Genomic DNA, 23,571 nt, shown 5'->3' with positions numbered 1-23,571 from the left:
GTATCTTGGATTATCCAACAAGGGTGATGTATGGCTATCCAACAAGAGCAAATTGAGCGGACAATTGAAATCGCCCGCGCATTTGGCGTGAGTCGCCTCATTCTGTTCGGCAGCGCCGCGACTGACCCGCGACAGGCACGGGACCTTGACCTGGCTTGCGATGGGGTGGCCGGCTGGCAGCTGTACATTTTAGGGGCGCGCCTGGAGGAAGAATTACAGATACCGCTCGATCTGATCCCGTTAAGCCCACCCAACCGACTGACGCGACTCATTGAAAGAGAAGGTAAAGTACTGATATGACCCCAGGCGAACTTCGGGAGGAAATCGCCATTGAGTTAGAAGCTATCGCCATCATCATCGAGGAGCTTCTTTCCCTACAGCAAGACCTGGCGAATAGAGTACCAACCACACGTGAGGTAACGGCGGCCTCGGCTTTTCTGGCTCAGTTTTACAACGGCGTGGAAAATATCTTGAAGCGGATCAGCCTGTTCCATGGCGTTCCCCTGCCTCAAGGCGCGACCTGGCACGTTGAATTATTTCAACGTTTCGCAAGCCCTTATCCAGGCCTCCCTCAACTGTTCGATGACAGGTTGGCAGCAACACTATCGCCTTACCGTCGCTTCCGACATGTTGTTTTCTACAGCTACAGCTTCCAATTGGACTGGAATCGGATGGCGGAAGGTGTACGAAGTGTCCAAACGGTTTTTGAGGCGTTCAAAGCGACCCTGCTGATGTACTTGCAGACCCTCGGTTAGTTGACTACACGAAAGGCGAACAACTGGCGACTATCGCCGAAGTAGACGAATACCAGGTCCCCGGCGGCGGCGACTTGAAAACTGCGATTGGCGGCGTCGGCGAGAGATGCCGGCATAAATCCCATCACCTCCCGCACCGCCCCCGTCACCGCATCCACCGCCACCAGCTCCGCCCGCGCATTCAGGAAATACGCCAGATCGCCGTTGTACGCCACGTTGCTGGCAACCGTGCGCGCCGTTTCATACTGCCACAGCACCCCGCCATCCGCCACATCCAGTCCATATAGCAGCCCACTCTGCCGCCCGTCCCCCGTACGCACCAACATCACCTGCCCGGCGGCAAACGGCGGTTGATAGAGACAATCGAGCGGGAACGCCCGCCCCCACAGGCGCTCCCCCGTGCGCAGGTCCGTCACCCGCAATGATCGCGCCGTATCCCGCGTATAACGCCAGTTTTCCCGCGTGAACAGCGTATAGCCAATGCCCACTTCCTTGATCTCCGTACTCAGCACGGCCCCCGTGACCTGATCCAACAAAAAATAACGGTCCGACGTGGAGCCATTGACGCTCAAGGCCGGACCATCCAGGTTCATGGTGATGATCTCCCTGGCTCCGGGGATGGTCTGCGTCCACAAGGAATGACCATCCCGCGCATCATACGCCGTCACGCGCCCGGCGCCCAGACGCTGGTCTACCTCCGGGTCCAACCGCTGGAAGCCCTCGTAACCCACGTAGACGCGCCCGTCGCTGCCGGCAAGCAGGTTGGGCGGCGGCAGCAAGAAGAAGCGCGTGCGGTCGCCCCACAGCACGTCGCCCGTCGCACCATCTAGCTTGACGATGGTCTCCGGACGGTGGGGGCTGGTGCTGCCCAGGAAGTACAGGTCCCGCCCGTCGCTGAACAGTTCGATGCCGGCCTCGCTGCGCACCATGTACACGTCGTCGCGCGACCAGAGCAGGGAGAGGCCGGCGGCGGGGGCGCTGATGTCGTGCCGGGCTACGGCCAACTCCCAGGGCGGATTCAGGCGAAGGTACAGGGTGTTGAGAAGAATGCCGGCAATCAGCAAAAATGCCGGCAACAATATCCCCAAAACCAACAACCATTTGCCTTTTAGCCCCAAAATCGTTACCTTTTGCTTAAACATGACAGAACCTCCATATCATTGACCCATTTCCGCGCCACGGACATGGCAGCGACCGCATCGTTCGGGTATCACGGCAATAGATTGGCGCACGGCGACAAGAACAACGTCAGTATATGTCCGGAAACAGTCACGACAAGTGGAAATTAGTCCCGCCGCGACTGACGGCAACCACTAACAAATGCCCATGAAACGCTACTTTCTTCTTCTAATCGCGCTTTACTTCCTGGTGGCCTGCGGGTCGGCGCCCCCCACGCCCACGCCATCCCCACTACCCACGGTGCGCCAGGATGCCGGCACACGCCCGCCCCCACCGCCAACCATCCCCCCCTCGCCCGGCGCCATCCCCACGGACGCCCCCACCGCCACCCCCACGCCTCTGCCCACCTTCACGCCCGCGCCCACGCCGTCCCCCACGCCCACCTTGCCCGCGCCGGCGCAACTGTTCGTTAACCTGGAACTGGTCGCCGAGGGCTTCACCGCGCCCGTTGACCTGGCCGAACCGCGCGACGGCAGCGGGCGGTTGTTCATTGCCGACCAGATCGGCCTGATTCGCGTGCTGTCTCCCGACGGGACGCTGCTGCCGCAACCGCTGCTGGACCTACGCGCGCGCATAGTAGCGCTGGAACCGGGGTATGATGAGCGCGGGCTGCTTGGTTTTGCCCTCCATCCCGATTTTGCCACGCCCGGAAGCGATGGCGCGGGGTTGTTTTACGTTTATTACAGCGCGCCGCGCAACGAGGCGACGCCATCCGATTACGATCATACGGGACGCCTCTCCGCCTTCCGCATGATGGCGGACGACGTTAACCGCGCCGACCTGTTTTCGGAGCAAGTTATCCTGGAGATTCCAGAGCCTCAGTTCAACCACAATGGGGGGCAGGTGGCCTTTGGACCGGATGGCTATCTCTATCTGGGTCTGGGAGATGGTGGGGCGCAAAATGATAGCGGCATCGGGCATGAAGATGCCGGCAACGGCCAAAGCCTCTACACGTTGCTGGGCAAAATCCTGCGCCTGGACGTCATCCATCCCGCGCCACAGCATCCGTACAGCATACCCTGGGACAATCCCTTTGGCGGCGGCGGCGGCGACCCGCTCATTTTCGCGTATGGCTTTCGCAATCCATATCGCTTTTCCTTTGATGCCGGTGGCGCGTATGGTTTGCTTGTGGCCGACGTGGGGCAAAATCTGTATGAGGAGATCAATCAGGTAACGCTGGGCGGCAATTATGGCTGGCGCATCCGCGAAGGGTACACCTGCTTCGATGTGGCGAATGCGGATGCGCCGTTGGCGAGTTGCGCCAGCACCGGCGCGACCGGGGAGCCGCTGCTGGACCCCATCATGGCATACGACCGCAGCGTCGGGCGCTCGGTTATTGGGGGGTTCGTCTATCGTGGCCAGGATGTGCCGGCATTAGTGGGGCGCTACGTCTTTGGCGATTGGGAATATGACGCGCAAGGGCGCCTGCGGCTGTTCACCGGCGTGCCCACGGCCACGGGCGAATGGGTCCGCTCCCCACTCACCGTCGGCGCGGGTAGCCCGGACCTGAACCCATACAGCTATCTTCTGGCATTCGGCCAGGACGCCAACCTCTCCCTCTACGCCCTGACGACGCAAGCATTGGGGCCGGCAGGGTCCAGCGGCAAAGTGTTCCGGCTGGTCCGCGCCGTACGCCCCTAAAGGACGGAAATTAACCTCACGGAGATTGGTTCAATCTCACAGATTGAACCAATCTGCAAATCACTAAGTTGTTTTTGAACGTTTACTTAGGAACGGAAAGAAGTTGATTCCTTACCTTTCCTGCAAACTGACAATGCAATGCCGTGCTTTATTGCATCGTCAGTCCTTAACAGTTGCCTGCCGGGAATTTCGTTGTCGTGTTAGTCGCCCACGGGCAAGTCGGCCTCTTCGTAGTAGCCATTGCTGTCATCATCGAGGCTGTAGCTGGCAATGCCCACATTCTGTCGAATAAGGCTCTCCAGCTCGTAAATAAAGGCCGGATTTTCCGACAGAAAGGTTTTGGCGTTTTCCCGCCCCTGACCGAGGAGCGTATCCCCGTAGCGGAAGTACGCCCCCCGTTTGTCCACCAGGCCATACTGCACCGCCAGGTCCAGTACGTCGCCCGTCTTGGAAATGCCTTCGTTGTACATGATGTCGAATTCGCACTCCGTGAACGGGGGCGCGACCTTGTTCTTTTTCACCTTGACGCGGGTGCGGTTGCCGATGATTTCCGTCTTCGACTTGATGGCCTCAATGCGGCGAATGTCCAGGCGCACCGAAGCGTAGAACTTGAGCGCGTTGCCGCCGCTGGTGGTTTCCGGGTTGCCAAACATGACGCCAATTTTCATGCGTAGCTGGTTGGTGAAGATAACGACCGTGTTCGTTTGCTTGATCACGCCGGACATTTTGCGCAGCGCCTGGGACATAAGGCGGGCTTGCAAGCCAACGTGCGAGTCGCCCATCTCGCCCTCGATTTCCGCGCGCGGCACCAACGCGGCCACGGAGTCAATTACAACCACGTCCATCGTACCGGAGCGAATGAGCGCTTCGGCGATCTCCAGCGCCTGTTCGCCCGTATCCGGTTGGGAGACGTAGAGGTTGTTCACGTCTACGCCGCATTTGGCCGCGTAGCTGGGATCGAGCGCGTGCTCCATGTCAATAAAGGCGCATACGCCTCCCATCTTCTGCGCTTCGGCGATGACGTGCTGGCAGAGGGTGGTCTTGCCCGATGATTCCGGGCCGTAGATTTCGATGACGCGGCCGCGGGGCACACCGCCGACGCCGAGGGCTATGTCCAGGGAAAGAGAGCCGGTGGGGACGGCTTCCACGTTGAGATGTTGGGCATCGCCCAGGCGCATGATGATACCTTCGCCGAAGCGTTTGGTAAGGGATTCCAGGGTGCGACCTAACGTGTCTTCACGACCGTTTGCTTTAGCCATGAGGATTGTTCTCCTTGTGCGGTTGGTATGGGGGAAAAGGTTGGCTTCCAGTACTCTGTCAGGAAAGCGTCATTGGGGGGAGCAACGAATTGGTCAGGATGAATGTGGGTAACTGTTCCGCAACACGCCAGTCTCCGTGTTTAGCCTTCCCTTTTGCATCAGAAACTTTGAACATATGTGCTATTATACCGTGGCAAAAGGGGGTGTCAAGACCGATTTTAAGATAATGAACGGTTGTTCAAAACTTCGCGGGCAATCAATCAGGTACGCTGGCGCGCGAGCCGCCATAGTTGGGGCAGTTCCCGTCCACCGAGGAGGATATTGAGCAGGGCATACGCGAAAATGCCGGCACTTCCTCCCCCCACCACCAGCAGCAACGGCGACGACACCCAGCGTTGTACCGCCAAAATAACCAGCGCCATGCCCCCCGTCGCCAGTAGCGCCCGTCCCCCACTCACCAACAGCTCCCGCTCATACAACCCACCCAATCGCCAGCGATTGAGCAGATACAGGGCCAACGATTGCAACGTGAACGCCACCGTACTCGCCAAAGCCAGCCCCGCCACCCCCAGCGGCTGCACCAGTATTCGGAACAGCAGGAGACTCACCCCCAACCAGCCTAACGCCGCCAGCATGGGGATCAACGTGTTGTGCTGCGCAAAAAAGAGGCGCGCCAAAATCTCCAGGCTGGCCTCGCTGACCACGCGCACGCTAAAATAGATGAGAATGCTGTACACCAGCCGCGTTGAGGCCGCATCAAACGCGCCGCGCTGGAAGAACACCGCGATGGCCGGCTCGCCCAACAGCACCAGCAGCGCCGCCGCCGGAATCGTCAGCGTCCAGATAACACTCAAGGCAGAAATGGCCGTGCGCTTCAGCCCTTCTATGTCACCGGCGTTGAATAACTCCGCCAACGTGGGGAAAACGACAATAGCAATGGCCGTACCCAGCAATGTTTCCGGTAGCTGCTGCAAATAGTAGCCGTAGAAATAGCCGGACGTGCTGCCAGAAGGCAGGCCAGACGTGATGCGAATAATGAAGAGGTCGGCGAACTGCACGGTCCCCAAAGTGACGATACGTGGCCCCATCAGGCGCACAATTTCGCGCAGCCCCGCCAGATGAAAGCCCAGTAAAGGACGGAAACGAAACCGGTAGCGGATAAGGGCGGGAACCTGGATGAGAATGTGCAGGAAGCCGCCAATGACGGTCCCCCAGGCGAGACCATGGATGCCCATGCGGGGGACGAAGAAGAAGACGCCAACGAGGTAGCCAATGTCCAGGGCAATCGGGGCTAATGCCGGCAGCGCAAAATGCTGATGCGCGTTAAGCAGACTGCTAAGGACGCCGCTGACGCCAAACAACGTCGTCTGCACCAGAATAATGCGCATCAACGAAGCCGTCAGCGCCTGCTGCGCCGGTGAGTAGCTGGGAACAAGCCAGACGCGCACCAAAAACGGGGCAAAAAGGATGCCCAATGCCGAAATACTGCCGAGAAGGAGCAGCACCAGCGTCAGCGTGGCGTTTGCCAACTGGGCTGCTTCCTTTTGCTTCTCGTCGGTGAGGTGGGCGGAGTAGACGGGTATGAAGGCCGCCGCCAGCGCCCCGCCCGCGATCAGGGTGACGAATACTTCGGGAAGCTGGTTGGCGGCGGTGAAGGCGTCAAAAGCCGGGCTGGTGCCGAAAGCGCGCCCAACGAACTGGGCGCGAACCAACCCCATGAGCTTGCCAGCGGCAAAAAAGATGATAACAATAAGGCTGGACTGGAAAAGATGGCGCGCACGATTCATGGGCGCGGATTGTAACACGGAGGCGTGGCACGCGACGAGTAACCGGCGTCCACTAACCACGGTTAACACCCACCGGAGTGGTTTATGACATTAAGCGATCAACAAGTGACGATTGAAGAAAAACCAGAGTGGCAGAAGGTTGTAATGCCGGCAGAACGCAATTGGCTCCTCTTCCTCATCTACACCATCCTCATGCTCGTCTGGACCGGCATGTTTGGCATCATCCTCGCGGGGCTTCTCAGCAACCCGTTCAATTTCGAAGTCCGCGCCCTGTTCATCTGGGTGTGGCGCATCCTCCTACTGCTCTGGCTCGCCGTCTGGGTCTGGTTCGCCCGCCGCTGGCTCTGGCGCTACTGGCAGTACTACGCCGCCTCCCGCGAAATCCTCTTCATCAATGCGCAAGAATTCATTGTGCGCCGTCCCGTTTCCCTCCTGGGTGTAACCGATGTCTATGACATGAAACACGTCACCCCCCTGCGCTACGATGCCGAAGAAAAAGCCATTGCCTTCGAATATGGCGTGCGCCCCGTCCGTTTTGGCCGCGCCCTCGCGCCAACGGCAGCGCAAGACCTGGTGGAACGGCTCAACCGGCGGCATTTTGCCGTAGATGATGAGGAACCGTTCATGACAGCCTGAGCGCCCGACGCGCGAGTTGTAACCGACGAGTTAGAAAAGCGTATGAAACTCGCCACCGCCGTTGACAGCGGTTGTCACCCCTTTCTTTTCCGCGTACAATGCACCGTAACATTCCATTTTCACGAACTCCACATAGCGCAAGGAAAATGCCGATGTCTCTGATAGACGTCAACGAAATTGAAGTAAGTGAATCGCAAAAACCACGCCGCCGACCGGAGTGGATTCGCGTGCGCGTGCCCAGTGGCGAAAGTTACCAAAACCTGAAACACCTCATGCGCAGCAAGCAATTACACACCGTCTGCGAAGAGGCACGCTGCCCCAACATTGGCGAATGCTGGGGGGCGGGAACCGCCACCTTCCTCATCATGGGCGACACCTGTACGCGCAGTTGCGGCTTCTGCGACATCAAAACGGGTCGCCCCGCCCCGCTGGACTGGAACGAACCCGAGCGCGTGGCCCAGGCGGTAAAGGCGATGAATTTGCGCCATGTTGTCATCACTTCCGTGAATCGGGATGAGCGGGAAGATGGCGGCGCGCCTATTTTCGCTCTCGTCATTCAGCGCATCCGTGAACTCCAGCCCGGCTGCACCATTGAGGTGCTTATCCCGGATTTCAAAGGCTCCGCCGCTGCGCTCAAAATCGTGATGGATACCCGTCCCGAAATTCTGAACCATAACGTCGAAACGGTGCCGCGGCTTTTCAAGAAGGTGCAGCCCCAAGACCATTATGAATGGGCGCTGACCACGCTGCGTCAGGCCAAACAGATGGAACCGGATGTCCTCACCAAAAGTGGCATTATGGTGGGATTGGGGGAATCTCTGGACGAAGTGGTGACGGTGATGGCGGACCTGGCCGACTGCGGTGTGGACATCCTCACTATCGGCCAGTACCTGCAACCAAGTAAGAAACATTTGCCTGTTGAACGGTATTATATGCCGGCAGAATTCGAGACCCTGAGCCAAAAAGGATACGAACTCGGCTTCAAATGGGTTGAAAGCGGCGCGCTCGTACGCAGCAGCTACCGCGCCGAACAACAAGTCGCTGCCCTCTCCCCCATCTACAAAGCATACATGGCCGCCAGAGAGCAAACCGCCTAAACCTTCCTGGAAGCTGCGATAATGCACAACTCCAACCTGTAAGCGAGCTTCCAAAAAGGTTCATTTCATAGGAAAGACATGGACGAACAACAAAACAACCGATCTACTATCCCTCCCTGGGTCTGGATCGTTACCGCCATTCTGCTCATCTTGGGCGCGCAAATTATTTTCAGCGGCGGATTGAACACCAACGAAGTCATCCCGTTTTCCGAAGTCGTCGCCTACGTAGAAGACCAATCGGTCGAACGCCTCACCGTCAGCGGCAACCGCCTCACCGTCATCCTCAAGAATGGCAGCACATACGCTTCCGTCAAGGATGAAGGCGCAGACATTTTCCAACAACTCCAGGCCAGTGGCGTCGATACCGCTATTATTGGCTCCGCGCCCATCTACATCAACGACGCTTCGGGGCGAACCACCTTCTTCAGCATCCTCTTTTCCGTTGGCCCCATCATCCTCTTGATCTGGATTTTCTCCCGTGGCCTCCGCCAAATGCAAGGGGGTGGTAATAACATCTTCGGGTTTGGCCGCAGCCGCGCGCGCAACATCAACGAAGGCGACCGCCCCACCGTCACGTTTGATGACGTGGCCGGCGTAGACGAGGCCAAAGAGGAAGTGCGCGAGATCGTCCAGTTTCTGAAAGAGCCGGAGAAATTCATCCAGGTCGGAGCGCGTATCCCCAAGGGCCTGTTGATGGTCGGCCATCCCGGAACAGGCAAGACGCTGCTGGCGCGGGCCATCGCCGGCGAAGCAGGCGTCCCCTTCTTCCACATTTCCGGCTCCGAATTTGTGGAAATGTTCGTCGGCGTCGGGGCCAGCCGCGTGCGCGACCTGTTTAACAAGGCCAAAGAAAACGCCCCGTCTATTGTCTTCGTAGACGAAATCGACGCCGTGGGACGGCAGCGCGGCGCGGGACTCGGCGGCGGCCATGACGAACGCGAGCAAACGTTGAACCAGATTCTGGTGGAAATGGATGGGTTTTCCAACGAAACCAACATCATCGTCATTGCGGCCACCAACCGCCCTGACGTCCTTGACCCAGCCCTGCTGCGTCCTGGTCGCTTCGACCGCAAGGTTATCGTAGACCTGCCCGACATCAAAGGACGAGAGGAGATCTTGAAGGTCCACGCGCGCGGCAAGCCAATCGCCTCCGACGTGGACTTCAATGACATCGCCCGCCTGAGCGTCGGCTTTGCCGGCGCGGACCTGGAGAATCTGGTGAACGAGGCGGCCATTTTCGCCGCGCGCCAAAACAAACGCCAGATTGACGCCAAAGATTTCCAGGATGCCTTCGACCGCGTGGTGATGGGACCGGAACGGAAAAGCCGCGTCATCAGCGACGCCGACAAGGAAACGGTTGCCTATCATGAGGCCGGGCACGCCATTGTCAGCTTCTTCCTGCCCAATGCGGACACCGTACAGAAAATCACGATCATCCCTCGTGGGCAGGCAGGCGGCTACATGATGCCGCTTCCTGAGGAAAGCATAGTGAAAACACGCGAATACTTCGAGGACCAGATCGCCGTCACGCTAGGCGGTCGCGCCGCCGAGGAAGTGTTCTTCAATCGCCTGACGACGGGCGCATCCAGCGATTTACGCAAGGCAACCGAGGTTGCCCGCGACATGATCATGCGCTATGGCATGAGTTCGGAGTTGGGTCTGCGCACCTACGGCGACCAGACCGGGAACATCTTCCTGGGACGCGACATGACCTACGGGCGAGATTACAGCGAGGAAGCGGCGCGGGCGATTGATCAAGAAGTCCGAGATATTTTGGATCGCGGCTATGCGCGCGCCAAGGGAATCATTGAGGAGCATCGAGACAAAATGGTGCGGTTGGCGCACACGCTTCTGGACATAGAAACGTTGGATCGCCTCACGTTTGAAAACCTCATGAACGCCTAGCCGATTCCGTCTGATCAGCATGTCAGGTAACGGCTAAGGACTCTCGATCAACGGATGCGCCCTTAGCCAGGTTGGACCCATTTTCTCGTGAAACTGGTTCAATCTCCAGACAGTGGTAGTTACCATGTTGGTATGCAAACCCTCCCGGCAGCGAGCTGCCGTGGAGGGTTTTTGTTTACGGCGAAGTAGGAGATAATGGGGCGGCGCATGACGCTTTTGGCGCCGCGGGCTATCACGCCACGATGCGGAACGGCGATAGTGCATCACGAAAACAGGCACGGATTCACCCGAATGTGAATTGGGAGGTTTTATGGAAACGATTGCCGTGCAAACGGCCGGGCAGGTGATGACGGTGATACTGAATCGTCCCCAGAGCCACAATGCATTTAACCCACAAATGATTGCGGAATTGACGGATTTGTTTCGGGAGATAGCGGGTTCGTCCCCGGCGCGGGTCATTGTGCTCACGGGCAGCGGGCGCTCTTTTTGCGCGGGGGCGGACGTGACTTTCATGCGGGCGGCGGCGGACTTCACTTTTGCGGAAAACGTAGCGGACGGGGAGGCCATCTTCGACTTGATGCTGGCGGTGAACGATTGTCCTGCCCCGGTGATTGGCCGGATCAATGGGGCGGCCATTGGCGGTGGAGCCGGGCTGGTGAGTTGCTGCGACAGCGTGGCGGCGGTCGCGCGGGCCAAGTTTGCCTTTAGTGAAGCGCGGTTGGGAATTGTGCCGGCAGTTATCTCCCCATTCGTCGTCGCTAAAATCGGCCCGGGTCACGCCCGCGAACTATTCCTCAGCGGCGAACGCTTCGACGCCGCCCACGCCCGGCACATCGGCCTCATCCATCACCTAGCCACCGATGAGGCGGAACTGGACGCCCTCGTCGCCCATCGCGTGACCGAATACTTGCAGGCCGCCCCCGGTGCGCAGGCGACGGCCAAGACCCTGGTGCGCCAGGTTGCCGGACAGCCCCCCGCCGCCATGCGCGACTACACGACAAACCTTATTGCCCAGCGACGCGCCAGCAGCGAGGGGCGTGAGGGCATGAGCGCATTTCTGCAAAAGCGACCGCCTGCATGGCAGCAAAGCTCGGAAACTGTAAAATAGTCGTGACTATACAGGTCATCTGCCCAGATTGGACCAATTTGCTCTGGTTGAATCTTATTGATGTCTACAAAATTGGTCCAATCTCTCGGAGATGTGAATAGTTACAAATAGTCTTCCCGCAGGCTGTTCTACTGCCGTAACGTGAACGACAACCGCTTTTCGACCTGCAATTGCGCTTTCAGGAAGGTTATGTAGGTCGGTCAAATCATCTGGTGTGAGCATGTTTAAGAAAATTCTTGTTGCGAATCGGGGTGAGATCAGTGTGCGTATTTTCCGCGCTTGCCAGGAATTGGGCGTGCGTACGGTGGCCGTTTTTTCCGAACCGGACGCGGGCGCGCCGTGGACGCGGCTGGCGGACGAAGGGTATTTGCTGCCGGGCGTTTCGGCGGCGGACACGTATTTGAACCAGGAGGCGATTCTGCGTGTGGCGGAAGTGGCCGGCGCGGAAGCGATCCATCCCGGCTACGGTTTTTTGAGCGAGAACGGGGATTTTGCGGCGCTGTGCCGCGAGCGGGGCATCAAGTTCATTGGTCCCTCGGCGGAAGCGATCCGCGTCATGGGTAGCAAGGCCACGGCGCGGGCCGTGGCGCAGCAGGCGGGCGTTCCCGTCATTCCCGGCGTAGACGGTGTGGGCGCGCTGGGCATCCACAAGTCGGATGAGGAGTTGTTGTCGGCGGCACACATTATTGGCTTCCCCGTGCTGGTGAAGGCGAGCGCGGGTGGGGGCGGCAAGGGGATGCGCGTGGTGTGGTCGCCGGAGACGTTTATGAATGACTTGCGGGCGGCGCGCAGCGAGGCAAAGTCAGCCTTTGGCGATGATCATGTGCTGCTGGAGAAGTACTTCACGGAGATTCATCACATCGAGGTGCAGGTATTGGGGGATGCACATGGCAATCTGGTGCATTTGTTTGAACGTGAATGCTCGATCCAACGCCGCCACCAGAAGATTGTGGAGGAAAGTCCGTCGCCCGTGGTGACGCGCAAACTGCGGCAGAAGATGACGGAGGCGGCGCTGGCGCTGGCGCGGGCGGTGCAGTACGAAAGCGCGGGAACGGTGGAATTTGTGGTGGATAGTGCCGGCAATTTCTACCTCCTCGAAATGAATACGCGACTGCAAGTTGAGCATCCCGTCACCGAATCCGTTTCCGGGCTGGACCTGGCCGCCTGGCAGATTCGCATTGCCGCGGGCGAACCGCTCAACTTCACCCAGGCGGACCTACGCCAACGGGGGCACGCGCTGGAGTGCCGCATCTATGCCGAGGACCCGGCCAATCAGTTTCTGCCGTCCATTGGCGAGATTAAGTTCTTTCGGCCTCCGAGCGGTCCGGGTGTGCGCGTGGATGCCGGCATTGCCGACACAACTGCCGTCACACCTTACTACGATCCCATGCTGGCGAAAATCATCACCTGGGGCGCGGATCGCCCCGAAGCGATTCGCAAAATGGTGCGCGCCCTGCGTGAAACCGTCATTCTCGGCGTGACCACAAACATCCCCTACCTGCTGGCAATTTTGCAGCATCCAGTCTTCATCCAGGGTCTTACACTGACAAACTTCCTCGCCGAGCATATGCCGGACTGGCGGCACGCACCCACACCCGATGATGAAGTGTGGCTGGCCCTGGCCATGCACGAGGCACTGCAAGGCGGCAGCCGGTACGCCACCGCCGACAATGGCGGCGTGGAACCGGCCACGCCTGATCCCTGGACCTTGATAAACGGCTGGCGCAACAACGCCTGACAACAAACGCCAAATCTTAGGAACGGAAATTAGATAAGACGACGGAGTTGTTTCCTTGCCGTTCCTGCAGACTGACGATGCCATTCCGTACTTTATCGTCAGTCCTTAACGGACATCTTAATGACGCCCGGTTAACCTTGGGTTGACTTTCTGTTCTCCCAATAGCGTTGATCGGACTCCTCCCCCCGGTCAACGCTACTTTTTTGCGCCCGGCGCGTTCTTTCTTTGTCGCGCCTAATATCCGACTCACCTTGCCCTTATGGATAAGTGATAAATTGAATGATGAACCTTCTGTTCTCCTTTCTATGGCGTCACTGCTTTGTAGCAGCGACGCCATAGCCTTTTTAAGGCCGAGCCACAGCGCGCGTGAGGGCCACCCACTCAGCAATGGATAGGGTTTGGGCGCGGCGGGTTCCGTCAATGCCGGCATCTCCCAACACCCGCGCCACCGCCTCATTCGACAACCCCAACTGCGTCAGATTATTCTTCAACTGCTTCCGCTTCTGGCTAAACCCCGCCCGCGCCACGCGGAAAAACAACGCCTCATCCACCCCCTCCAAACCATCCCCCCGCGAAAAGTCCACACGCACAACCGCCGAATCCACCTTGGGCCGCGGCCAAAACGCCCCCGCCTTCACCTGCGTCACAATCCGCGGCACGCCAAACACCCGCACACTCACCGCCAGCAAGCTCATATCCCCCGCCTGCGCCGTCAATCGCCGCGCCACCTCCTGCTGCACCGTCATCACCAGCAGCGACGGGCGCGGCCGACTCGTCAACAAATGGCGCAAAATCCCTCCCGTAATGTAATACGGCACATTGGCCACCACCTTGTAGGACGCATCCCCAAAATACGCCGCCGGATTCAATTCCAACACATCCCCATGAACCAGTTCCACCTGGGGAGAACGGGAAAACGCCATCCGCAGCAACGGAATCAAACGCCCGTCTAGTTCCACGGCCACCACCCGCCCCGCCCGCGTCGCCAGGTGCTGCGTCAAATGCCCCAACCCGGGGCCAATCTCCAACACCTGATCGGCAGTCGCCAGGTCCGCCGCTGCCGCAATCTGCGCCAGAACATTCTCGTCGAAAAGAAAATTCTGGCCTAGACTCTTCTTGGCCTCAATATGATGTTGCTCCAGGATGTGCTTGGGATGATCCATTGCCAACCGCCAACCGGCATCGTCCAACAAAGAACGATGGCCGTACAAACCGCGTCTGACCACTCGCCACGACTTACTGACCCCTTCTACGGCAGCCAGGAAGGTATCAAAAAGTTGATTTGCTCGGGAGGAGGAACGGGGGTGAGGTAGTATACGTCGGTGTAGCCGTACCAGGAAACATAGCCGTCCACGTCGTAACCCAAATCGATCCAGCGCCCCTTGACGCCGCCGCCGGTGTCCGCGGCCAGGCCGACGCCATACCCTTCGACATAGACGTAGGATTTCCACGGCACGATGCTGCGATCAATAGCCACAATGCCCGTGCCTGCCGGCAAACCGCTTGCCGTGATGCCATATGCGGGATGATCAGGCGTCTTGCCCGAAGTTGCTTCCGTGTAGGACGTGACGCGCATACGCACCTTGCGCCAATATGCCAGGGGACCATCAGGCGTATCCAGCACGCGCACGACAATCTGCGTGCCATAGCCGATGATTTCCGGCACGGGGGCCAACGCCACCCACTCCCCGTCCGGCGTCTGGCTCACCTCCACGCCATTTTCATACCGCACCCGCACTCGTTGGCGCAAAATGCCAGGCGCGCCGGCTTGCAGCAAGCCCGTGTTGTCAATCTCATACCGATCCGTAGCCTGCCACAACGTCTCGTAAGGAATCGGCTGGTCCATCACGCGGTAATCGGCTGTGACACGGACAACTTCGATGATCTGGCCGGATTGGAGGAGTTGCTCCGGGCCAGGGCGCGTCAAATCCTCGCCGACGAGGCCAATGCCCGCTTCGGCCAACACGTCCAGCACGTTGTTGTGGTGGCTGCGGGTCTGGATAGTGCGCCCATCGACGAGAATGGTCAGGGGCATGGAGCGGCGGACGGTGATGATGGCGTCCGGCGTGAGCCAATCGCCCAACGGCGGCGTCACGCCATCGGCGGCGTAGATGGTGATGTCGGCTTCCCGCAAAGCCTGCCCCACGGTTTGCGCGCCCGTGCGCACAACCAGTTCCTTTGCTCCGTCCACAATGGTCACGGTGAGGAAATGGCGCAGGTCCAACCGGCGCGGCAGGGGCGTCCGTGCCAGGGCGCTAAACGGCAGCAGGGCGTTATCGGCAAACAGGCGGTCCGTACGCTGGACAGTCTGGTGGATTTCGTTGAGGAATGCGCCCGCCGTGGGTTGGTGGGTCCAGTATTGTTGCGGGCCATCGTCCGTGCGCAGGGTAACGGAGAGGGCTTGCCGCACCTGGATGGCCATGGCGGGATCGGGCGCGGAATCTGGCGAGGGCTGGACAAGGTCTGCGGGACGCAGGGGAATGCGCGCATCCGCCAGCACGGCGGCCACGGTGTCAAACTTGCCCGTCACCATTTGCGCTTCCGCCTCTTGCAGAGGCGTGGAAACGTAAACCGTATAGGTTTCGCGGGCTGCGTCTTGCGCCCACAGGTAGCCTACGCCCGCCAGCACCAGCAGCAATGCGACACCGATCAGGATTATCCATTTCGCCATTCGCGGGAATTTAATCATGGTGCGGGGAGAGACAATGCCGGCATTTATCGAGCGGATAGGGGTCATTCATGAGAACGCTACCCTGTTCGGACGACCATTGACGTTTGACGTTACGGACTTGTCACCCGTGGGGAACTCCTCCCAAAAGAGAAGCAAGGTATGCGCCCATGAGACCGACGACGACCAGGTAGTCCTGATCACCCGAAGCATCCGCCTTAGTGCTGCTTCCTTCCGGACCTGACACGATTCGGCAGCGATTCGCCGCCAGGGACCCAATCATCGCCGGCCCCATGGGCACATACAGGGAGCAAATAGTAACAAAAGTGCCGCGCGTGGTCAAATACCACTAATTCCACACCCCCAACACTTCCGGGCCACGATCAATTTCCCACGGATAGATGACGTAACGATTCGTCACCGCCGCATAGTAATCCGGCGTCAGTCCAGGGTAGAGGGAGTAGGCGGGCTTGTAGTGGAGTACGCAGGTTTCCGGATAACCGCCCGCCGCATCAATGCGGCTGGAAACAGTGACGATGTTACGTCCGCGCGTCCACACATCATCGACGACGAGAATGCGCCGGTCGCGCAGCAGGTCCGCGTCAGGAAATTGCAGGAACTCAGGCAGGGCATGTCGCTCCAGTTTGGGATCAATAGGCAGACCGGGAAAGTCGGCGGGAAAACGCACTGAGGCGGTGAGGATGTAGGTGATATTGAGCGCCTCGGCTAACATGCCGCCGGGGACGATGCCGCCGCGCGTGATAATGACCATCGAGTCAAAACGCCCATGAAACTGGGGGGTGAGGTAATCAATCAAGCGGTCTACATCAGACCAGGTAAGAACTTCTCGTTCCATCCGCAACTCCGAGTCGTGTCAGTTGTTCATTGTCAGTTGCCAGGCGTCGGGGACTGCGCCCTAGAACGGGGGCAACTGGTCGTAGTCTGTTCGTCCGCGACGTGGGATGAACAGGCGTATCAAGATTATGCCGGCAACAAAGCCACCAATGTGCGCGAAGAAAGCAACGCCGCCGTCTTGCTGCCAGCCATTCAGGCTGCCAAACCCACCGAAAAGTTGGATGCCAAACCAGAAAATGAGAACCAGGACGGCGGGCACGCGCACGAAGAAGTAGCCGACGAGGGTGAGGATGCGGGCGGAGGGGAAAAGGAGGAGGTAGCCGCCCATAATGCCGGCAATTGCCCCACTTGCACCCACATTCGGCAAAGTAGAATTCGGATCGATCAACGTCTGCGTCATTGTCGCCGCCAATCCCGTGAGAAAATAGAAGAGCAGAAAACGGGAACGCCCCAACTGATCCTCTATGTTATCACCAAAAATCCACAAGTAGAGCATATTGCCCAGCAGGTGTCCCCAACTGCCATGCAGAAACATCGCCGTCAACAACGTGGGCAGTTCCGCCAGGGGATTTTGCAGCAATTGTGCCGGCACAACCGCCCACGTCATCACAAACGCATTCAACTGCCCCTGCACCTGCATCGTCAGTTCCCACAGCCACACCGCCACGTTGATCACAATCAACGTCAACGTCACGACCGGAACCTGGCGTGTCGGGTTCGCATCCCGCAGAGGGATCATCTTCCCCTACTTCTTCCGCGACGGGAAGCGCGTCAACACCGTAACATCATCCGGTCGCGGCAGACGCGCCCCCAGCTTCATGCTCTTGGGTATCTGCAAGCCGCGCTCGCCGCCACCCAACTGGTAAATCGAGAGCGGCGTATCCGCCTGCGTCAGCGCCAAAGGCAAAACAGCCTGCCCCAACAGATACCCGTCCACGTCAATCGCGCAGCTTGTGACCGTACCCACGACTTTGCCGCGCCGATCCAACACGGGATCGCCCAACTCCGGTCGCCGCACCGCCTTATCATTCATGCGGAAGCGCGCGACCACCCGCTCCCGTGCCTGCTCATGCGCGATAAATGCCTCCCGTCCAATGAAAAACGGTTTCCATAGTTTTACATAACTGGCGAAACCCGCGTCGCCGGGATTCAATCCCAGCGGTCCCGCCAGCTCATGCCCGTACAGGGGCAATCCCGCCTCCGTGCGCGTACTATCTCGCGCCGCCAGGCCGCACGGCTTGATGCCAAACAGCTCGCCCGCGGCCAGTAGCGCCTGCCAGAAGGCGGGGGCCATATCCGGGTGTACAAAAAGCTCGTAAGCAACCCGCTCGCCTGTGTACCCCGTGCGCGAGATGACAATATCAAAGCCGCCCACGCGACCTTCCATCAGCCCGGCCCAGGGCAGTTTCTTCACGCGCGCCGCCAGCTCGCGGTCATCAACAAGCGCCAGGAGAATATCCATGGACCGCGGACCTTGCAACGCAATGTCCACGCGGCACTCATCCCCCCAACGCGGGTCGCGCAGGTCACGCAGCACGCAGGGGCGCTGCACCTTCACCCAGGGGCGTTTGGGGTCCAGCATCACCCGACCCTCGTTGACGGCGGTCAGCCAGGCCCAGTCCTTGTCGTTATTGGAGGCATTCACGACCAGCATGTATTTTTGCGGGCCGCGCCGGTAGACGAGCAAATCATCAACCACACTGCCATCGGGAAACAGCAGATAGGTGTAGTGGGATTGGCCGACCGACAGCGTATTGATGTCGTTGGTGGTCACCATGTTCAGGAACTCGGCGGCATACGGGCCACTGGCCTCCAACACGCCCATATGGCTGACATCAAACAGGCCCGCCGTCTGACGGACAGCGGCGTGTTCCTCGCTAACGCTGGTGTACCAGACCGGCATATCCCACCCCCCAAAGGGGACCATGCGCGCGCCCATGTCGCGGTGGGTCTGGTGCAGGCTGGTGGTGCGTAGAGGAGCATCCTCCGGCTCGCGCCAGGTAAAGGGCGGCAGCGCCGCATCTCCGGCAAGCGCTTCACACCCGACGAAGTAGGGTTTGCTGCCGGCAACGGCGTCCGCGTGGGGATTGGGTGCCGGCATCTGCTTCATCGCCATCACCCGCTTTACGGCTACGGGACCGGGCAACTTGGCGTATACATCGCCAAATTGCACAAACCCATCGGACAGATCACGAAAATAGGTGGCGGCCATTTCCGCCGTATCCGCATCGGCAAAGCGGACGAAGAAATGGCTCACGGTTTGGCGATGGACCGTCGCCGCCACGTCGCCCGTGGGAGCGTACCAGCGGCTGGCCTGCGACTCCCCATCGGCGAGCGCGGCCACGTTGGAAGCCAGCGCCAGGTTGAGAAAGGCCACCGCGTCTTCGCCTCGCACTTCCACGGTGTCTAACGCGGCTTCCCCGCTGACGACATCTTTGAGGTCATGGACAAGGTCGGCGGCGGTTTGCAGCGCTTCGGCGATAAAAGAACCACTCCCCGTCGCGGCGGCGTCGCCCTGGGTCAGTTCACGCACCAGTTCGCGTGCGCGTTGCAAGGCGGCGTACTCGATTTTGGCGCGTCGCAGGGTTTTTCCTCCGGGACCACTATAAGTGAAGGGGACGCAACCGTGCAAGGCGGTGGCAATGGCTTCGGCGAGTTTGTCGATTTCGGCGTCGCCGTAGCCAAGTTGGCTGATCCAGACGGTTCCCAGGCGCACGCCGGTGGCGGAGAAGGCGCTGGTGTCACTGGGAATGGTGTTGCGGTTGGTGACAATGCCGGCAATATCCAAAATCCGCGCCGCCATATCCCCCGACAAATACGCACCATCCCGGTCAATACTCTTGGCATCGATCATCAGCAAATGATTTTCGGAAACGCCGCCCACCAATCGCAGCCCACGCGCCTCCAACTGCTCGGAGAGACGGCGCGCATTACGCGCAATACGCTGCTGCAACTGCCGGAACTGCTCCGTCCCCGCCAGCCGCAGGGCCACCGCCAGCGCCGCAATCGTGTTCAGATGCGGCCCACCTTGCTCGCCGGGAAAAACGGCGCGGTCCAACTTCTTCGCCAGGTCCGCGCGATGCGTAATGATCATCGCCCCACGTGGACCGCACAGGCTCTTGTGCGTCGTCGTCATCACCACATCCGCCACGCCCACCGGACTGGGATGCACCCCCGCCACCACCAACCCGGAAATGTGGCTGATGTCGGCGGAAAGATACGCGCCCACCTTATCGGCAATAGCCCGGAAACGCTGCCAGTCAACAATCGCAGGATACGCGGAGTAGCCGGCAACAATGATCTTCGGTTTCACGGCCAGCACCTGCGCTTCGATGGCGTCGTAATCGAGCAGTTCCGTGTCCTTATCCACAAAATAGGGCACGCTGTTGTAAACCTGACCGGAGCGATTGACCTTCGAACCATGCGACAGATGCCCACCGTCGTTCAGATTCAGCCCCATGATGGTCTCTCCCGGCTGCAACAGCGCCGTGTAGATGGCGCTGTTGGCGGGGCCGCCGCTGAGTGGCTGTACGTTCACATACAGGTTGTCCGCGCCGACGCCATTGGCGGCAAACAATTCCGCCGCGCGGCGACGGGCGAGCGCCTCCAGCAGGTCGGCGTACTCCACGCCTTTGTAATAGCGCGGATCGCCCTGCCGACGATAGAGAGCCATCTCCATGTCATAATCCAGGATTTCCGCCTCCGTCTGGCGACGACTCTCCTCACGCGGATACCCTTCTGCGTAGATGTTGGCGAAGGGCGTGACCAGGGCGTCCAGCACGGCGGGCGGGGCAATGCTCTCCGAGGGGATGAGGATGACGGTGTCGCGTTGGCGCTGCGCTTCACGCTGCACCAATTCCGTTAAAGCGGGATCAAGATCGGCTATTCCACCCTGAAAAAGGAAATCTGTGGGCATGTCGGGCATACTCCTGTCTATAAGGTCGGTAGTGCCGGCAGCGCGTACGCGACAAAATGGGAACGGAAGATGCTCGCCATCTGACGATCAAGATGCGTGAAGCGCGGCCAGGGCAGGCGCGGGCACATATTGGCGGCGGTTCTGGATCAGATGACAACCTGAATCAGGCGCACCGCTATCATTTGGGAAATTAGGAAACGTGCGGATGGTCATGGTCATGGTCATGGTGAGACCACTGCCAAATTGTAACAGGAATCGGAATCGTTGCTAGTGATGGAGGCGAAACCTGTACCAGACCTTCAAGGTCTGCGAGACCTTCAAGATTCGCCGGCCTTAGACGTAGCTGAATAGTCCAGGAATCGGCGGGTGATATGGGCAACCGTTGGTTATACTTAAACCGTCCACGAAGTCGCCGATCACGCGGAAACCCTTGTTATGTCATTTGAATGGCAAACGGAAGAAGAAAATTGGGATGAAACAGCCACACCGGCACCGGTTGCGCGGTCGCGGTGGTCACGGTGGTGGTTTGTGCCGGCATTTATCCTCCCCGCCCTCCTCCTCACCACACTCCTCGTCCGCCGCCAGATCAACCAGCGCGTAGACAACGTCAGCGCCGCCATCACCAACGACGTCAGCACCAGCGTCGCCGTCCTGCGCCGCGCCGTCGCCCAAAACGACGTCGAACTATTCGTCAACCTCCTCTCCGGGCACGACCTGGATTGGGCCAACCAGCAACAAACATGGTTCCGCGGCGGCGCTTACCGCGAGCGCGCCGGACTCGGCCTCACCTGGCTCCCCAAACACGGCCGTATTATCACCACCACCCTCTCCCCCGACCTGCTGCAAGCCACCGTCCTCCTGGAAGAATCCTACGCCATCGACATCGGTCGCCAGCAAACGGAAACCGTCCGTCTGCGCCATGTAGAAACATACCGCCAGGGCGCGACCCACTGGCTTCTGTCCGCGCCCGAACCACCGCCCGCCACCGATCCCGCCACCTACGAAGGGCAGCATCTCACCCTGCGCTACACCACCGCCGACGCCCCCACGACGGAACGGCTGGGACCCGATTTAGACCGTAAGCTGATCGCTGTTTGCGCGCTCGACGCCCATCTCGATTGCCCCCTAAACGTGCGCGTCACCTTCGTGGCGGACGCGCAACTGCTGGCGAACCTGACGCAGCCGGAATGGGTGTCGCGGCAAGGGTTGGACATGACGTTGCCCGCGCCCTCGCTCGTGGGGGAGCCGGTGGACGAAGCCGCCTACCAGGCGCTGCTGCGCGGCTACGCCAACGCGATCATCACCGCGGCCTTCAGCCGGGCCACGGGCTACACTTGCTGCGCGCACGCCGCCTACTATTTCGCCATCCGCGACCATCTCTTGCATCGGCTGGGGTTGAAACCGTGGCGCTTGACGGAAAGGGATTATGCCGGCATTCTCGACCACTCCTCTACGCCCCTCAACGGCGGCGATCTCTGGTCCAACAACACCCCAGATGCCGACCAGATCCCCAACATCGAACGCGCCTACGCCCTCATCGCCTTCATCCTCGACGCCAGACCGGACGTCTCCGAAGCCCACCTCCTGCGCGAAATGACCGTTATCGACAACCCGTTTAGCTTCTGGCTCTTCACCCTGCTCCCCAACAACAGAGCCATCACGCAAGACTGGTTCCGCTTCTTGCAGCGCCAGACCCGCACCCCGGACACACCTCCCATTCCCTGGCCAGATGAAGCCGTCTACCGCCTCTGCACCGCCAGCATTGACAACTTTCGCCAGGACCTCTACGCCTTCGATCCGGCCACGCGCGCCGTCACCACCGCGCAGACATTGGGAGCGCCCCGCCTCATCGCCGCGCCCACCACCGATGACGACAACCTGCTCCTCCTGCAAACGGGCAGCAGCAATCTCCTCTCCCTCTGGCAGGCGGGCCAACCGCTGCGCCCTATCGCCCTGCCGCAACTCCCCCCCTCCCCGATGTTGTTCTTTGCGGGAAATGCCGGCAACGACCTGCTGCTTTCCATCTTCGATAACGAACTGCGCTTCCTGGACACTGGCCGCGTCGCCCCTGCCGCTTGTGCCGCCGACACCTGCTCACTCACCCTGTTCAACAACAACCGCTTCGCCCTCTGGTCCCCAGACGGGGCGCACGCGCTCTGGAGCAATCAACCGTGGAACCGTCGCCAGAGCAGCACCGAACACGCGCTCACCCTCACCGATGGCGACCTGCACCCCCTGGCGGACGCGGGCACAGGACTGCTGCCTTTCTGGCTGGATGCGCAGACGTTCGGTTACATTCGCCTGGAGATGGGACGCGATACGCCACAGCCGCGCATCTACCTGGGCACGGTAGACACGCCACAACCACAGCCGTGGCTGGAGCCGGAGACGTGGTTAAGCCTGCTACCGGGTGACGCCGCCACCGCCGCGTGGGAACCCGCCGGATTGTGGGTAGACAACGCGAATGGCGCGTATCTGCTGCTCGATTTGCGCCAGGCCACGGATGAGTCCCGGCACATCTTGCTGTTGGTGGAACGACGCAGCAAGGCGGTGTCGCTGCTGCCCGGTGCTTATGCCCAGGTGACGGACGCGAAGTTCAGCCCTGCCGGCAACTGGCTGGCACTGGCGCAACAAGATGATACAACCCACCTCGTCATCTACGACCTGCCACAAGGACGACCACTGCGCCACTTCACGCCCTCCGACGCCAGCGTCGCGGACAGCTTCGACTGGTCCGCGGATGGCTACTGGCTCGCGCGCGGCGAAACCCATTACCTGGCCCTTTACGCACCTGCTTTCGACTACCAACAGGTGCTTGTGCCCGACCTGGACTTCTGCAACACTGCCGTCTGGGTCAGGTAGTCACGAAAAACGGCAACGGCGAACCCTCTCGTAGGCTGAGCCTATCGGAGCCGATGTTGCCTTCGACTCGGCGCCGATGTTGCCTTCGACAGGCTCAGGCAACGGGCCGGGTAATTGCGAAACACGAACAACTGTAAACGAGCGGCACGCATCCTGCCGCCCACT

General features: G+C 59.9%; 18 protein-coding genes and 1 other RNA gene. 10 read left to right on the top strand and 9 right to left on the bottom strand.

The genetic code is table 11. The annotated features are described in order from the left end of the window. Positions 1-30 precede the first annotated feature (30 nt). Complete coding sequence (locus tag H6650_16170; protein MCB8953543.1) at positions 31-300, top strand: nucleotidyltransferase domain-containing protein; 270 nt, start codon at positions 31-33, stop codon at positions 298-300. A 203-nt stretch (positions 301-503) separates the two neighbouring features. Further along, complete coding sequence (locus tag H6650_16165; protein ID MCB8953542.1) at positions 504-755, top strand: hypothetical protein; 252 nt, start codon at positions 504-506, stop codon at positions 753-755. On the opposite strand, the gene H6650_16160 is transcribed toward H6650_16165, so the two are convergent. Beyond that, complete coding sequence (locus H6650_16160) at positions 752-1,897, bottom strand: PQQ-binding-like beta-propeller repeat protein (protein MCB8953541.1); 1,146 nt, start codon at positions 1,895-1,897, stop codon at positions 752-754. The two genes, H6650_16165 and H6650_16160, sit on opposite strands and share 4 nt — an antisense overlap. Before the next feature lie 421 nt (positions 1,898-2,318). Between H6650_16160 and H6650_16155 the strand changes: the two genes are divergently transcribed. Further along, on the top strand, positions 2,319-3,575 hold the full coding sequence (locus H6650_16155) for a PQQ-dependent sugar dehydrogenase (protein ID MCB8953540.1): 1,257 nt from the start codon (positions 2,319-2,321) through the stop codon (positions 3,573-3,575). Positions 3,576-3,775: 200 nt separating this feature from the next. Here the strand turns inward: H6650_16155 and recA are convergent, their stop codons facing one another. Both recA and murJ read right to left on the bottom strand, forming a co-directional pair. Next, the gene (recA, locus tag H6650_16150; protein MCB8953539.1) at positions 3,776-4,834 is read right to left on the bottom strand and encodes a recombinase RecA; all 1,059 of its coding nucleotides are present in this window, start codon (positions 4,832-4,834) and stop codon (positions 3,776-3,778) included. 260 nt (positions 4,835-5,094) lie between these two features. Next, positions 5,095-6,621 carry a murein biosynthesis integral membrane protein MurJ gene (murJ, locus tag H6650_16145; GenBank protein ID MCB8953538.1) on the bottom strand — a complete coding sequence of 509 codons (1,527 nt, stop codon included), beginning with the start codon at positions 6,619-6,621 and terminating at the stop codon, positions 5,095-5,097. Between the two features lie 84 nt (positions 6,622-6,705). Between murJ and H6650_16140 the strand changes: the two genes are divergently transcribed. From H6650_16140 to H6650_16120, 5 genes are all read left to right on the top strand, one after another. Then, the gene (locus H6650_16140) at positions 6,706-7,257 is read left to right on the top strand and encodes a hypothetical protein (GenBank protein ID MCB8953537.1); all 552 of its coding nucleotides are present in this window, start codon (positions 6,706-6,708) and stop codon (positions 7,255-7,257) included. A gap of 146 nt (positions 7,258-7,403) precedes the next feature. Then, positions 7,404-8,354, top strand: a complete 951-nt coding sequence (gene lipA, locus H6650_16135) for a lipoyl synthase (protein MCB8953536.1) — start codon at positions 7,404-7,406, stop codon at positions 8,352-8,354. A 78-nt stretch (positions 8,355-8,432) separates the two neighbouring features. After that, complete coding sequence (locus H6650_16130; protein ID MCB8953535.1) at positions 8,433-10,259, top strand: ATP-dependent metallopeptidase FtsH/Yme1/Tma family protein; 1,827 nt, start codon at positions 8,433-8,435, stop codon at positions 10,257-10,259. A 310-nt stretch (positions 10,260-10,569) separates the two neighbouring features. After that, entirely contained in the window at positions 10,570-11,367 is a 798-nt protein-coding gene (locus H6650_16125; protein MCB8953534.1) for an enoyl-CoA hydratase/isomerase family protein, read from the top strand. 214 nt (positions 11,368-11,581) lie between these two features. Continuing rightward, positions 11,582-13,105, top strand: coding sequence for an acetyl-CoA carboxylase biotin carboxylase subunit (locus H6650_16120; protein ID MCB8953533.1), 1,524 nt, complete (start codon positions 11,582-11,584; stop codon positions 13,103-13,105). A gap of 344 nt (positions 13,106-13,449) precedes the next feature. Here the strand turns inward: H6650_16120 and rsmA are convergent, their stop codons facing one another. From rsmA to gcvT, 6 genes are all read right to left on the bottom strand, one after another. Further along, positions 13,450-14,268, bottom strand: a complete 819-nt coding sequence (gene rsmA / locus H6650_16115; protein MCB8953532.1) for a ribosomal RNA small subunit methyltransferase A — start codon at positions 14,266-14,268, stop codon at positions 13,450-13,452. An 86-nt stretch (positions 14,269-14,354) separates the two neighbouring features. Beyond that, the gene (locus H6650_16110; protein MCB8953531.1) at positions 14,355-15,842 is read right to left on the bottom strand and encodes a DUF348 domain-containing protein; all 1,488 of its coding nucleotides are present in this window, start codon (positions 15,840-15,842) and stop codon (positions 14,355-14,357) included. A 112-nt stretch (positions 15,843-15,954) separates the two neighbouring features. Beyond that, an RNA gene (ffs, locus tag H6650_16105) (signal recognition particle sRNA small type) lies at positions 15,955-16,054 on the bottom strand. A 68-nt stretch (positions 16,055-16,122) separates the two neighbouring features. Further along, entirely contained in the window at positions 16,123-16,629 is a 507-nt protein-coding gene (locus H6650_16100) for a phosphoribosyltransferase (protein ID MCB8953530.1), read from the bottom strand. Between the two features lie 60 nt (positions 16,630-16,689). Continuing rightward, positions 16,690-17,367, bottom strand: coding sequence for a rhomboid family intramembrane serine protease (locus H6650_16095; GenBank protein MCB8953529.1), 678 nt, complete (start codon positions 17,365-17,367; stop codon positions 16,690-16,692). A gap of 6 nt (positions 17,368-17,373) precedes the next feature. Next, complete coding sequence (gcvT, locus tag H6650_16090; protein ID MCB8953528.1) at positions 17,374-20,544, bottom strand: glycine cleavage system aminomethyltransferase GcvT; 3,171 nt, start codon at positions 20,542-20,544, stop codon at positions 17,374-17,376. Between the two features lie 56 nt (positions 20,545-20,600). Between gcvT and H6650_16085 the strand changes: the two genes are divergently transcribed. Together H6650_16085 and H6650_16080 are read left to right on the top strand one after the other, a co-directional pair. Continuing rightward, positions 20,601-20,738, top strand: coding sequence for a hypothetical protein (locus H6650_16085; GenBank protein ID MCB8953527.1), 138 nt, complete (start codon positions 20,601-20,603; stop codon positions 20,736-20,738). A 241-nt stretch (positions 20,739-20,979) separates the two neighbouring features. Next, positions 20,980-23,406 carry a hypothetical protein gene (locus tag H6650_16080; GenBank protein ID MCB8953526.1) on the top strand — a complete coding sequence of 809 codons (2,427 nt, stop codon included), beginning with the start codon at positions 20,980-20,982 and terminating at the stop codon, positions 23,404-23,406. Positions 23,407-23,571: the final 165 nt, after the last annotated feature.

The organism is Ardenticatenales bacterium (assembly GCA_020634515.1).
GTDB lineage: Bacteria > Chloroflexota > Anaerolineae > Promineifilales > Promineifilaceae > JAGVTM01.
Note: the sequence above shows the minus strand (reverse complement) of the source record. Positions and strands in the feature narration are given on the sequence as shown.